The sequence below is a fragment of the Candidatus Defluviilinea proxima genome (assembly GCA_016721115.1).
Lineage (GTDB): Bacteria > Chloroflexota > Anaerolineae > Anaerolineales > Villigracilaceae > Defluviilinea > Defluviilinea proxima.
Genome location: JADKIW010000001.1, coordinates 4,599,388 through 4,612,158, shown reverse-complemented (window position 1 = coordinate 4,612,158; position 12,771 = coordinate 4,599,388). Strand labels below are relative to the sequence as shown.

11 protein-coding genes and 1 pseudogene are annotated in these 12,771 nt (G+C 51.4%); 8 read left to right on the top strand and 4 right to left on the bottom strand.

Going from position 1 to position 12,771, the window contains the following annotated elements:
* The first annotated feature begins 191 nt into the window (after positions 1–191).
* The 7 genes and pseudogenes from IPP66_21520 to IPP66_21490 all read left to right on the top strand — a co-directional run bounded on the left by IPP66_21520 (position 192) and on the right by IPP66_21490 (position 5,979).
* Positions 192–1,142, top strand: coding sequence for a cysteine synthase family protein (locus IPP66_21520; GenBank protein MBK9927860.1), 951 nt, complete (start codon positions 192–194; stop codon positions 1,140–1,142).
* The gene (locus IPP66_21515; GenBank protein MBK9927859.1) at positions 1,142–1,552 is read left to right on the top strand and encodes a M67 family metallopeptidase; all 411 of its coding nucleotides are present in this window, start codon (positions 1,142–1,144) and stop codon (positions 1,550–1,552) included. The genes IPP66_21520 and IPP66_21515 overlap by 1 nt, the downstream gene beginning before the upstream one ends.
* Before the next feature lie 33 nt (positions 1,553–1,585).
* Entirely contained in the window at positions 1,586–1,813 is a 228-nt protein-coding gene (locus IPP66_21510; GenBank protein MBK9927858.1) for a sulfurtransferase TusA family protein, read from the top strand.
* Between the two features lie 9 nt (positions 1,814–1,822).
* A complete protein-coding gene (locus IPP66_21505; GenBank protein MBK9927857.1) occupies positions 1,823–2,347 on the top strand; it encodes a DsrE/DsrF/DrsH-like family protein in 525 nt (174 codons plus the stop codon).
* A 101-nt stretch (positions 2,348–2,448) separates the two neighbouring features.
* Positions 2,449–3,966, top strand: a pseudogene (gene moeB / locus IPP66_21500) (molybdopterin-synthase adenylyltransferase MoeB).
* 97 nt (positions 3,967–4,063) lie between these two features.
* Positions 4,064–5,473 carry a pyridoxal-phosphate dependent enzyme gene (locus IPP66_21495; GenBank protein ID MBK9927856.1) on the top strand — a complete coding sequence of 470 codons (1,410 nt, stop codon included), beginning with the start codon at positions 4,064–4,066 and terminating at the stop codon, positions 5,471–5,473.
* 80 nt (positions 5,474–5,553) lie between these two features.
* The gene (locus IPP66_21490) at positions 5,554–5,979 is read left to right on the top strand and encodes a DUF1761 domain-containing protein (GenBank protein ID MBK9927855.1); all 426 of its coding nucleotides are present in this window, start codon (positions 5,554–5,556) and stop codon (positions 5,977–5,979) included.
* Positions 5,980–6,107: 128 nt separating this feature from the next.
* On the opposite strand, the gene IPP66_21485 is transcribed toward IPP66_21490, so the two are convergent.
* Positions 6,108–8,939, bottom strand: coding sequence for a pyruvate, phosphate dikinase (locus IPP66_21485; GenBank protein ID MBK9927854.1), 2,832 nt, complete (start codon positions 8,937–8,939; stop codon positions 6,108–6,110).
* A 312-nt stretch (positions 8,940–9,251) separates the two neighbouring features.
* On the opposite strand from IPP66_21485, the gene IPP66_21480 reads away from it, so the two are divergent.
* Positions 9,252–9,680, top strand: a complete 429-nt coding sequence (locus IPP66_21480) for a response regulator transcription factor (protein ID MBK9927853.1) — start codon at positions 9,252–9,254, stop codon at positions 9,678–9,680.
* A 99-nt stretch (positions 9,681–9,779) separates the two neighbouring features.
* On the opposite strand, the gene IPP66_21475 is transcribed toward IPP66_21480, so the two are convergent.
* Genes IPP66_21475 through IPP66_21465 form a run of 3 tightly spaced genes read right to left on the bottom strand, consistent with a single transcriptional unit; the run spans position 9,780 to position 12,765 of the window.
* A complete protein-coding gene (locus IPP66_21475) occupies positions 9,780–10,544 on the bottom strand; it encodes an alpha/beta hydrolase (GenBank protein ID MBK9927852.1) in 765 nt (254 codons plus the stop codon).
* 38 nt (positions 10,545–10,582) lie between these two features.
* On the bottom strand, positions 10,583–11,116 hold the full coding sequence (locus IPP66_21470; protein MBK9927851.1) for a ribonuclease H-like domain-containing protein: 534 nt from the start codon (positions 11,114–11,116) through the stop codon (positions 10,583–10,585).
* A complete protein-coding gene (locus IPP66_21465) occupies positions 11,113–12,765 on the bottom strand; it encodes an HD domain-containing protein (GenBank protein ID MBK9927850.1) in 1,653 nt (550 codons plus the stop codon). Before IPP66_21465 ends, IPP66_21470 begins: the two co-directional genes overlap by 4 nt.
* Positions 12,766–12,771: the final 6 nt, after the last annotated feature.

Below are 12,771 nucleotides of genomic sequence, written 5' to 3'. Positions count from 1 at the left end.
ATGACCATGGTCACTTTTACGTATTGCTCGTGTCGACGGCGGGGTTCGTAACCACCGCCTGAGATACTTTCCCGCAGTCAACGGACTCATCAGACGGTAGGACGACCCCCGCGTGCAGAAATCGCAACGTGTGGCGCTCGTTCGCCGTCTTTTTGTTTATCTGTTGACTGCTTATTTTAAATAGAGACACTATGACTTTACTGGATTATCGAATCACTGAATCAAAATCATTTCCTCTGGATGGACTCGCCTCTCATGTGGGGGAGACGCCTCTTCTCCCGCTTCGCCGCGTGACCTCAGGCCTGTCTCCTCGTGTAAGGGTCTTTGCCAAAGCTGAATGGTTCAACCCGGGCGGCTCCGTCAAGGACCGGCCTGCACTTAACATCATTCAAACTGCGCTTGCCAACGGCGAACTTGGAAACGGTAAGCGTTTGCTTGACTCAACCTCCGGCAACATGGGCATTTCGTATGCCACATTCGGCGCGGTGTTGGGAATCCCGGTCACGATCACGATACCGGGCAACGCCAGCCCCGAGCGGATGTCTATTCTCCGGGCGTTGGGTGCGGAGTTGATATTGACCGACCCACTGGATGGCTCGGATGGTGCAATCCTCAAGGCGCGTGAAATTGCGGCCGCAGAGCCTGATGTGTATTGGTATGCCAATCAATATAACAATCCGGCCAATTGGGGCGCGCATTACAAGTCCACAGGACCTGAGATCGTCTATCAAACGAATGGACAGGTAACGCATTTCGTTGCGGGCCTCGGTACCTCGGGTACGTTGACCGGTACCGGACGATATTTGCTTGAGAATGTACCCAACGTGAAGATCATTTCCTTCCAACCCGATGCGCCGTTCCACGGTCTCGAAGGGCTCAAGCATATGCCTAGTGCGATCAAGCCGGGGATTTATGATGAGTCATTGGCGGGGACCAACCTCGAGGTCCAGACTGAGGCGGCGCATGGGATGGTGAAAAGGCTGGCGCGTGAGGAAGGTCTGTTCGTGGGGATCTCGTCCGGTGCGGCGGCTGTCGCTGCGCTTCAAGTTGCAAGTGAATTGGATGAAGGTGTTGTGGTTACGGTATTCCCAGATGCTGGTTATAAGTATCTGAGCGATAAATCTTTGTGGGAGGCTAAGTAATGCTTGTTGTATCGAAACAGTTGGTCGAACAGATCAACGCACACGTGGAGCGTGCATACCCGGGTGAAGGGGCGGGGTTTTTGCTCGGCGTGGAAGGTGAAGTGAAGGACATTTTGCCATTGGAGAATGCGCGTGAAGAAGAAGCGCGCTATAACCGCTTTTTGCTGACGCCCGAAGATTACATGAAGGCTGAAATGAAAGCGATGGAGTTGGGCGTGGACTTGATCGGTGTGTTTCATTCCCATCCTGATTGTCCGAATGTGCCATCTGAATATGACCGTGAGTGGGCACAACCATTTTTCTCGTACATTATTACACGCGTGGATGAGGGTCGTTCAGTCAGTCACCGTTCGTGGCGGTTGGTGGAAGACCGCACCACGTATGAAGAAGAAAAAATAGAAATTATTTAATTCAGGAGATATACAATGAATGATGTTGAAGTGATCAAAGAAGACGTCTTGTTGGATTGCACAGACTTGCTTTGCCCAATGCCGATCGTAAAAACAACAAAAGCCATGAGAGAGATGCAATCGGGGCAGATCTTGAAGATGATCGCCACAGATGCAGGCTCGCCACCGGATATCGCCGCGTGGAGTCGCCAGACCGGCAACGAATTGTTGCTTTCGACCACTGAAGGCGAAAAGTTCATTTTCTTTTTGAAGAAGGCCTAGGAGAGATGTATGTCTAAATCGAATCCGAATGGGCCGAAGAGACTTGCTCTCATCTCCAGCAAAGGGACTCTGGACTGGGCGTATCCGCCATTTATCCTTGGCAGTGCTGCTGCTGCAATGGGTTGGGAAGTGGGTATCTTCTTTACCTTTTATGGTTTGACCTTGCTTAAGCCTGAACTGACTGCCATGGTTTCGCCGTTGGGTAACCCGGCCATGCCGATGAAGATGCCCTTTGGCCCCGAAAGTTTTCAAAATATCAATTGGGCGATGCCCAACTTGCTGATGGCGAATGTGCCTGGTTTTGAAAGTCTGGCTACAACCTTGATGAAGCAGACCTTTGAGAACAAAGGCGTTGCCACCATTGAGGAACTTCGTGAAGCATCTCTTGACCTGGGTGTTCGTTTGATCGGATGCCAGATGACGATGGATGTCTTCGGCTTCAAAAAGGAAGATTTCATCCCGCAGGCTGAGATTGGTGGCGCGGCAACGTTCCTTGAATATGCCGCTGATGCTGATGTACAATTGTTTATCTAGAACTCCAGCCACAGAGACCACAGAGTTCTCTGCGTTTTTTCTCAAAGGTCTTTGTGAACTCTGTGGCTAATTAAATAACGAAACGAGAGAAAATAGAATCCATGACCACGTTGAGAATCCCAACCCCGTTGCGCCCCTACACCAGCGGCAAAAGCGAAGTGACTGTGAGCGGCGCAAAAATTTCAGAAGCCCTGAACGACCTGACAACCCAATACCCGGCCATCAAGCCGCACCTATTCAACGAAGGCGGCGACCTGCGTCCGTTCGTGAACTTGTTCGTCGGCGAAAGCAACATCAAAGACCTGCAGGGCGTGGATACACCCATCAAGGATGGTGACCGCATCATGTTGATCCCGTCCATTGCGGGCGGAAAAAATTCTTAAACACAAAGGACACAACGGTCACGAAGGTGTAAAAGCTTTCCTTAGTGTACTTGATGTCCTTTGTGGTTAAAAAGGTAAATTATGATCGAAGAACTCTCACATAAACAGATCCTGCGCTACTCGCGCCACCTGCTCATGCCCGAAGTTGGTTTGCAGGGACAGATCAAACTCAAGAACTCCTCTGTGCTCGTCATCGGCACCGGCGGACTTGGTTCTCCCGTGGCGCTCTATCTCGCTGCGGCGGGCATCGGCCGCATTGGCTTGGTGGATTTCGATACTGTTGACGCATCCAACTTGCAACGACAGGTCATTCACGGTACATCCACCATCGGCAAGTTGAAAGTGGATAGCGCTCGCGAACGTCTCACCGACCTCAACCCCGATATTCAAGTTGACGTTTACAACGAACCGTACACTTCCGAAAATGCGCTTCGTCTCGCGAAGGATTATGACATCATCATTGACGGCACCGATAACTTTCCGACCCGTTACCTCACCAACGATGTCGCTGTTTTTCTTGGCAAGCCCAACATCTACGGATCCATCTTCCGCTTCGATGGGCAGGTGAGCGTCTTCTACGCCAAGGAAGGTCCGTGCTATCGCTGTCTCTTCCCCGAACCGCCTCCTCCGGGCCTCGTTCCTTCGTGCGCGGAGGGTGGTGTGCTTGGCGTTCTGCCCGGCACGGTTGGCACGCTCCAAGCCACGGAAGCCATCAAGGTTCTGCTGGGCATCGGTGAACCGCTCATCGGCAAACTGTTGTTATACAATGCGCTCGACATGAGCTTTGACTTTGTCAAACTCAAGAAGAATCCCAACTGCCGTGTATGCGGACCCAACGCCGATATCAAAGAGTTGATCGATTACGAAGAGTTCTGTGGAGTCCCCGGTCACAATGCGGATGATACCTCCGCTGGTGTTGGCTGGGATATCACGCCACAGGAGATGCAAGCCCGCCTCGAACGGACCCCGAACCTGTTCCTGCTCGATGTGCGTGAACCTCACGAATTGGAGATCTCCGCCATCAAAGGTGCGAAGAACATCCCTCTCGGTGAAGTTGCCCAACGCATGTCCGAACTGGACTCGGCCGAAGAGATGATCGTCTTCTGTAAACGTGGTTCCCGTTCCGCCCGCGCGATCGAGATCCTTTCAAGCGCAGGCTTTAAGAAGATGAAGAACCTCAAAGGCGGAATCAATGCATGGGCCGAAGAAGTGGATACGAGTTTGCCGCTATATTAGGCCTGTATTTTGTATGACGAGAACTCCGAGTTTTTCAAAAACTCGGAGTTCTTTTTATTGGCGGTACAATATCTCTACTTCACCAAAAGGAGAGAGAATGGGATTACCAGTATCTTCCGAAAAGCGTGTGTACGATAACGTGTTGGGTGCGATGGGGAATACGCCGCTCGTGCGGCTGAAACGAATTGGGCGCGACCTGCCTTGTCCACTGTATGCAAAATTGGAGTTGATGAACCCGGGCGGTTCGGTCAAGGACCGGGTAGGGGCGTTTATTATTGAACAGGCTGAGAAGCGGGGAGAACTCAAACCGGGCGGGACAATTGTTGAAGCGACATCGGGCAACACGGGCGTAGGTCTTGCCATTGCGGCGGCGCTCAAAGGATACAAGACCATCTTCGTCATGCCTGATAAGATGAGCAATGAGAAGATTTTGTTATTGCGCGCCTATGGGGCAAAGGTTGTCATCACACCGACGGCTGTCGAGCCTGATGATCCACGTTCTTATTATGAAGTGGCAAAGAAGTTCGCTCGTGAAGTGCCAAATGCCATACTGGCGAATCAATATCACAACCCCGATAACCCAAAAACGCATGAGCTGACGACCGGCCCTGAGTTGTGGGACCAGACCGATGGGCGTCTGACCGATGTCATCATCGGCATGGGCACCGGCGGGACGATCTCTGGGGTGGGGCGGTATCTCAAGTCCAAAAATCCGAATATCAAGATCGTGGGCGTGGATATCGAAGGTTCGATCCTGACCGAGATCTGGCAGAACAAGGGCAAGATCCCCGATGGTGCATACCCGAAAACATATAAGGTCGAAGGTATTGGCGAGGACTTTCTGCCGACGGCGACTGACCTTTCCGTTGTAGATGCGATTGAGCGTGCGAGTGACCGCGAGTCCTTTTTGTGGGCGCGTCAACTCGTGCGGCAGGAGGGTATCTTCGCAGGCGGTTCATCAGGATCCGCGATTGCGGGCGCGATCAAGTATTGCCGCAGGTTGCCCGCAGATCGTTTGCCCGTTGTCATCCTTCCCGATTCGGGCTCGCGTTACCTCTCAAAATTCTATGACGATAAATGGATGCGCGAGTTCGGTTTCCTCTCGATGGAGTTTGGCGAGATGACCCTCAGCGACCTCTTGATCGCCAAGCCCAACAAAATGTTATACACCGCCCAACTCGGCGACTCGATGCGCAAGGTCGTTTCGATGATGCATCAATACAGTGTCTCGCAAATGCCCGTCGTCGGCAAAGACGGCACGCTGGTCGGCCTGATCGAGGAAGTGGACATGCTCAATCATATGCTTGAAGAACACGATCATAGCAACGACGAGTCCATTGACCCGCTTGTCCAAAACGCGGACTCGGTCTTTCCGCCTGAAACGTCCCTTGAAGATGCGATGAATTCTTTGAAATCAGGGTACGCGCTTGTTGTTGTAGAAAACAGCAAACCGACCGGCATCCTGACAAAGATCGATGTGCTCGATTATGTCGCCGGGAAAATATAGTCCTTTTACTAGAACAAGTGTTCTGTTATAATGTCTCGAGAGTTGAAGAATATCAACTAACTTTATCAATGGAGGCTGAAATGGACTTTAGTTCTATCAATTGGTTGGCTGTTGTTTTGAGCGTGGTTGCAAGCATGGTGATCGGTTCGGTCTGGTTTAACCCGAAAACCTTTTTTCCCATCTGGTGGAAAGCTGTCGGCAAAGAGGGTGAAGATGCCAGTAAGTCATCCCTCAGCATGGGGTTGGTTTGGGGCCTCATTATATTTTCTTCTTTCGTTCAGGCGGTCTTTTTGTCTCTCTTGATTCATGCGATGGGTAGCCTGACGGGAGGCGTGTCGCTTGTCTCCGGTGCAACGGCAGGGTTTTTGCTTTGGCTTGGATTTGTTGCCACTTCAAGTTTGACAAATAAATTATTTGCAGATCGTTTGCTGGCTTGGGCGCTTGAGGCAGGAAATCACCTCGTCACCTTCGTTGTTATGGGAGCGATCATCGGCGCACTGGGATAGCAAAAGGATGTAAGCCCCGCTTCATTCTTAACCGATACTTGACTCTGTTTCGAATTGTTTTTTTCTCCCCGAATCAAAAGCGGACACACATTTGTGTGTCCGCTTTCTAATTACCTTCTATCTAACTTTTACTTGTCTTCTGCAATAGCCTTGCCGCTGTGCTTCAAAGCGGAGTGCGCGGCCGCGAGACGAGCCACGGGTACGCGGAACGGCGAGCAGGAAACGTAGTTGTTACCGATCAAGTGACACCACTCGATGGAGTCGGGGTCACCACCGTGTTCACCACAGATACCCACTTCGAGGTTCGGGCGGGTCTTGCGACCATCGGCAATAGCCATTTGCATGAGCTTGCCAACGCCACCACGGTCGAGGGTCTGGAACGGATTCTTCTCGAGGATGCCCTGTTCCTGATAGGTGATCAAGAAGTTGCGTTCTGCATCATCGCGTGAGTAACCGTAGGTCATCTGGGTCAGGTCATTCGTACCGAAGGAGAAGAACTCGGCGTGGGTGGCAACTTCACCAGCTGTCACAGCCGCGCGCGGGATCTCGACCATCGTACCGAACTTGTATTCAAACTTAACCTTCTTCTCTTCCATGACCGCTTTGGCGATGCGTTCGAGTCTCGGTTGGATCCATTCCAATTCCTTGACGGTGCCGGTGAGCGGGATCATGACTTCGGGTTTGACCACGATCTTGCGCAGTGTGCAGTCAGCCGCGGCTTCGAAGATGGCGCGGACTTGCATTTCCACGATCTCAGGGATGGAGATGCTCAAGCGGACGCCACGCAGACCCATCATCGGGTTCGATTCGTGAAGTCCCTTGATGGCGGCGAGAAGGTGTTCTTTTTCGTCCAAGCCAGCGGTTTCACCCTTCACGCGCATGGTGATCACTTCTTCGAGAAGTTTCTCTTCATCGGGCATGAACTCATGCAGAGGCGGGTCGATCAAGCGGATGATAACGGGGTAGCCGTCCATCGCTTCAAAGAGACCGTCGAAGTCCTTGCGCTGGTAGGGGAGCAGTTCATTGAGGGCGTTGTTACGCACTTCGCCGGGTCCGGCAAGGATCATGCGCTGAACGATGGGCAAGCGTTCGGGTTCGAAGAACATGTGCTCGGTGCGGCAGAGACCGATACCCTTGGCTCCATAGGAGCGGGCGCGTTGTGCATCCTTCGGGTAATCGGCATTGGCCCAAACTTGCAGACCACGTGTCGGCCAACCCTTGGGGGCTTTGCGGATGTCTTTGCGAGCGCAAATTTCATCAGCCCAAGTCAAGAGGGTGAGCAGGTCGGTCTGTTCTTCGAGGGAAGGAGCAGATGTGGGGATCTTGCCTTTGAACACTTTACCGGTGTTGCCGTCCACAGAAATCCATTCGCCTTCCTGAATGGTGACATCGCCAGCAACCATGACGCGTTTCTCAAGATCGATCTTGATCGCGGAGGCACCAACCACGCACGGGATACCGAACTGGCGGGCAACCACTGCCGCATGGGAGGTGGCGCCACCTTCACTGGTGAGCACGCCTTGTGAGGCGATCATACCGTGAACATCATCGGGCTTGGTGAATGGACGCACCATAATGGTCTGTTGCTTTTCTTCCTTTGCCATTCTTTCAGCGGTGTCGGCATCGAAATAAGCCTGACCAACGGCCGCGCCGGGGGAAGCATTCACACCCTTGGCAAAGTAAGCACCTTCATTCTCGGCCTTCTTCATCGCGGATTCGTTGAACTGCGGGTGAAGCAGGGAGTCTACATTTTCAGGAGTTACACGTAGGATCGCTTCTTCCTTCGAAATGAGCTTTTCTTTGGCCATATCCACAGCGATCTTCACTGTAGCCTTGGCGGTGCGCTTTCCGTTACGGGTCTGGAGCATCCACAGTTTGCCGCGTTCAATGGTGAACTCAACATCCTGCATGTCCTGATAGTGCTTCTCAAGTTTCTTGGTGATGCCCATGAACTGCTTGTAGACGGTGGGCATGCTCTTGACGAGGTGTTCGATTGGGTCAGCATTGCGGATACCAGCCACAACGTCTTCGCCTTGGGCATTCAAAAGGTATTCGCCCATCATCTTCTGATCACCGGTGGACGGGTTGCGGGTGAACGCTACGCCTGTGCCGGAGTCGTTACCAGTGTTACCGAACACCATGGTCTGGATGTTGACAGCGGTTCCGAGGCTATCGGAGATGCCAGTGGCGCGGCGATAGTCCACAGCGCGCTTTCCACTCCAGGATCGGAAAACTGCCTCTGTTGCCAACTCAAGTTGTTTGTAAACGTCTTGGGGGAAATCGTAACCAACGTGCTTCTTGAAAACTTCCTTGAAGGTCGAGACCAAAGCTTTCCAGTCATCGCCGGTCATTTCGGTATCAACTTTGTAGCCCTTGCTGGCTTTGTATTCAGCCATTGGGTGTTCAAAGACTTCATCATCGAGGTCGAACACGGTGGTGCCGAACATTTCAACGAGGCGGCGATACAAGTCCCACACGAAGCGGGGGTTGTTGGTCGTCGCGATCATGCCATCCACAACCTTGTCATTGAGACCAATGTTGAGGATGGTGTTCATCATGCCGGGCATTGAGAATTTGGCGCCGGAGCGGCAGGAGACGAGCAGAGGATTGGTGGGGTCACCGAACTTCTTACCAGCCTTCTTCTCAACTGATTTGATGGCGGTAACTTGCTGTTCCCACTGTCCCTTGGGGAATTTGCCAGCCTTACGATATTCGTTACAAGCTTCGGTCGTGACTGTAAAGCCGGGCGGAACAGGGACATCAGCGCGGGTCATATCTGCCAACCCAGCACCCTTACCGCCGAGCAGGGAACGGACGCCTTCCCAATTACCTGCATACTTTTCAGCGAGCTTGACTTCCTCGAACAGGTAAACCCACTTCTTGCCAGTGGCGGCTTTTTGAGCTGGTTTAGCCTTTGCGCTGCTTTTTGCTTTCACAGCTTTTTTTGCTTTTGTTGCCATATTGTCCTCCAAGACATGTAAAAAATTATTCAGCCACCATACGCATGCATGTCGAGATCACAAAAGTTGGTTTAATTTTTTATCATCTCTGCGGTTTACCATGTACATCAGGTAAATACCCTTGCCTGCATAAGGTGAATTATTCACCAAGCGTGAAGTTTACCACAAACATTCCGGGATAAAAGTGATGTTTTTTGCACTCATTTGTCAGTGTTTTTTTACATTTACACTTATGTATTATTCTGTAAACACCCTGCAAAGTGTAAAGCCTTGCTATTAGGTGATAATTGCGACACGATAGGAAACAAACATATGACAACAAAGATCATTGTAATTGACGATGACACGGCAGTAACAGACCTCTTGTCTGTTCTTCTCAGATCGCATGGTTTCGATGTTCGCGTCACAAATAATAGCACTGAAGGCTTGGGCTTTATCCGTGATGAACAATTCGACCTTGTGATCCTGGATTTAATGATGCCAGAGATGGACGGTTGGGAGATCTGTAAAGAAGTCCGTGCGTTTAGCCAGGTGCCCATCATTGTGCTCTCTGCGTTAAACGATCCATCCATGGTGGCGAGTGTTCTTGACGCAGGGGCCGATGACTATCTGACCAAACCGACCCCCAGTCGAATTCTGGTGGCACATATCAACCGACTTACCCGCCGCAGTGGGACAGCCCCTTTAACGGCGTCCGGTAACATGCTGACGAGGCCCCCAAAACCTCTTACAGCATCATAAGCAACGCTTCACTTTTGGACCTGGAAACTGGTTCCACTAAACAGAAATTCCCGCCACCTCAACCGTGACGGGAATTTCTTATTTTCTGATGAAAAGCTCTTACGCGAGAAGTTTCAATGCATCTGCGGTTTTCTTGCTATCTTCCATCATCGGCATATGACCTGCACCGGTAATTTCCACAAGGTGTGCTTCAGGCAAGGCGACCTTCACCTCACGCGCGCGTTCGATGGGGATTAATACATCCGCGTCTCCGTGAACGACTACGACCGGGTACTTCATTGAAGCCAATAGGGGAGTGGAATCTTGGCGTTCAGCCATTGCCTTTAATGCCCCAATATAGGCCGTAGGCTGTTGCGCTTGCATGGACTTGCGGGCAAAGCCTTGTAATTGCTCGTTAGGAGTGAACTTGGGAGCCATTGTTTCTACAACACCGTTGATGCCTTTTTCTGCCACTTCCGCCGCTGATTTGTAGCGGCCTTCCTTGCGATCTGGCGGGTCGGCCAAAACTTGCGTAGCGACCAAACCAAGCCCGCTCATGCGTTCAGGGTAAAGCCGTGCGAATGCCAAAGCGATATAGCCGCCCATCGAGTGGCCTGCAATGGCAGTCTTTTTGATGCCAAGTTGATCCAACAACCCGGCAATGTCTGATGCGAAATCGTCCACAGTGTATGGGGTGTTAACAGTTGTGGATTCTCCGAATCCGCGCAGGTCAGGGACAATAAGGTCAAATGAATCTTTCAAGAGAGGAACCACATCATCCCATACATGATGATCAAACGGATAGCCATGCAAAAGCACCAGCGGCGTTCCTTTCCCCTCGCGGATGTAAGCAAGTTCGATACCGTTAATTAGAATCTTGTTCATAATCTCTTTCTTCTCTTTAAGAGATGGGGCGATGAAGGCTACTTCCAGTTCACCGCCACCTTTAATTTACTGCCCAATTTTGAGTAGTAATTCACGAAGCCATTATCACGCCCAAATTCATAGATGCGGCGCGTAATATCCACATCTGCTTTGCAGTACTCAGCGACTTTCTCCAGCTCACCATTGCGGAACCATTCTACAGATTGGATTCCGTCTGCAGTTTTGGCCGCACCAAATGTCGCTTTGGCAATTGAATCGAGGCTGATTCGGAAGTTCAATGTGCGGAAGATATCCTGTAACATGTCCACTGAGCGAAAGGCACGGAAGTTTACATTCGGTGCATAAGGCTTGAGAACTTCATAATCGAAGCTAATGATATTGAAGCCTACAACCTTATCCGCTGACTTTAACTCAGCGACCAGCGCTTCCGCATCCTTTTCCCAGTACACTGCAAAATCATTCCGTTCTGTGGACCATGTGACGCCGCATGCCAACAAAAGTTTAGATGCGTCTCGCCCGCCAACATCCTGAAATAGTTTTTGGCTTTCAAGATCAAAGTAAACGATGTTCATTCTGTCTCCGGTTTGTTCATTTCTTCGCGTGCATACGCGATAGCTTCTTCGCGTGTTGAGACCTTGCCTGTTGCCTGTCCCTCACGGATGGCTTCCAGCAATTGGCCAACGATACGGCCGGGCGCAAGGTTCAACTCCTTTATCAATTCGTTTCCGTCCAGTAGACGTGGTGGCGCAACGATTTCGTCTGGTCGTTCCCAATAATTTTCGAGTAGGATGCGCGCAATATCGAGCGCGGCTACCCAGGTTTCCTGTTTGAGTGTATGACCGTACACGCCGCGCAGGTCAGCAAGGCCCAGCAAAACAAGGTCAGGACCTGCTTCACCCGCATCACGGAAGAAGCGATAAATGGCTTTGCGCGAAGGTTCTTGTTTGTCGATTTCCAGACGGCTCGTGAAAAAATGAAACCGCATATGATGTTTGATAACTTGTTTGAGACGTTCGATCTCATCGTTGCTGAGATTGAAATCCCGTCCGCGACGAGACACAGCTTCTGCGCCTTGCATATCGTGATCAAAGAATCGGATGCGTCCCGTCTCATCCACGGACCTGGTAGCTGGTTTCTCGACATCGTGATACAACGCCGCGAAGAACAACACCGCGCGGACGGAGCGGTCTGTGTTCAATGTGGTAGCGAAATGTCTTGCAAATTGTTCGCGAAAACGCCCAATGCGCAGGGTGAGAAGGCCAGTAAACATATCATTCGTTTCATCAGCGGAATAGCCGATGCGCAATGAGGCAATGATCGTTTCGAGATACCCAAGCACGCTGAGTGTATGCTCCCATACATCATAGATATGTGGCTTGGATTGTGTCACGCCTTTCATCGTAGAGAGTTCAGGTAAAAGATGCGGGAACACGCCTAGCATTTCCAATGCCCGTATGGCGACATTCGGTTGAGGGCCTTCGAGAATCTTGAAGATCTCATCCCTTTTGCGTTCGGGGGAGATGTTGGGGAGTAGATGCGCGGCTTCTTTCATGGCTTTGCGCGTTTCGAGCTCGATCTTGAATTCGAAAGATGCGGCCTGTCGTATCGCGCGAAGAATGCGGACGGGGTCATCGGCCAACGAGGTAGGGGAGCAGGCGCGGATCAATTTCGCGCGCAGGTCAGATGCACCGTTGAGTGGATCAATGATGGTTTGTGCGTGAATATCGAACGCGATGGCGTTGACGGTGAAATCGCGTTTGCGGAGATCGTCTTCGAGGTCACTTCCACGGTAGGTGGCGAAATCAAGGAAGGTGCGCGTGCCATCTGTGTCTGTAAAGATGACACGGCCGGTATCGCGCTCATCATCTAATATCATGAAATCTGCGTTGAGAGCATTGGAAACGGTTCGGGCTGTGGAAATGCCATTCGAAGGCAGAGCAAAATCAAGGTCGTGTGAGACGCGGTTAAGTAACATATCCCGCACGGCACCGCCGACAAGGTGAATTGTTTGCCCGGTCAATACATCGCGGACTTTGTCTATTAAAGGCGAATGGGAAAATGGAATGGCCATATACATGATCTCTAATTTTTCCTTATGCCTGCTTTGTTGTGCGGCATGAAGGGCTTGTTCTGGCGTTCCCCCTTGTGCGACGATCCGACCGCGCACACGGGCGACCCAGCGCCCGGCGTATGCAGATGCGGATTGAGAATCGTCGGGCATGACTTT

Excerpts from the sequence above, each read along its gene's own strand:
- IPP66_21520 (MBK9927860.1), top strand. The coding sequence starts at position 192 with ATGACTTTACTGGATTATCGAATCACTGAATCAAAATCATTTCCTCTG.
- IPP66_21505 (MBK9927857.1), top strand. The coding sequence starts at position 1,823 with ATGTCTAAATCGAATCCGAATGGGCCGAAGAGACTTGCTCTCATCTCC.
- IPP66_21465 (MBK9927850.1), bottom strand. The coding sequence starts at position 12,765 with ATGCCCGACGATTCTCAATCCGCATCTGCATACGCCGGGCGCTGGGTC.
- IPP66_21485 (MBK9927854.1), bottom strand. The coding sequence starts at position 8,939 with ATGGCAACAAAAGCAAAAAAAGCTGTGAAAGCAAAAAGCAGCGCAAAG.
- IPP66_21475 (MBK9927852.1), bottom strand. The coding sequence starts at position 10,544 with ATGAACAAGATTCTAATTAACGGTATCGAACTTGCTTACATCCGCGAG.
- IPP66_21470 (MBK9927851.1), bottom strand. The coding sequence starts at position 11,116 with ATGAACATCGTTTACTTTGATCTTGAAAGCCAAAAACTATTTCAGGAT.
- IPP66_21490 (MBK9927855.1), top strand. The coding sequence starts at position 5,554 with ATGGACTTTAGTTCTATCAATTGGTTGGCTGTTGTTTTGAGCGTGGTT.
- IPP66_21495 (MBK9927856.1), top strand. The coding sequence starts at position 4,064 with ATGGGATTACCAGTATCTTCCGAAAAGCGTGTGTACGATAACGTGTTG.
- IPP66_21515 (MBK9927859.1), top strand. The coding sequence starts at position 1,142 with ATGCTTGTTGTATCGAAACAGTTGGTCGAACAGATCAACGCACACGTG.
- IPP66_21480 (MBK9927853.1), top strand. The coding sequence starts at position 9,252 with ATGACAACAAAGATCATTGTAATTGACGATGACACGGCAGTAACAGAC.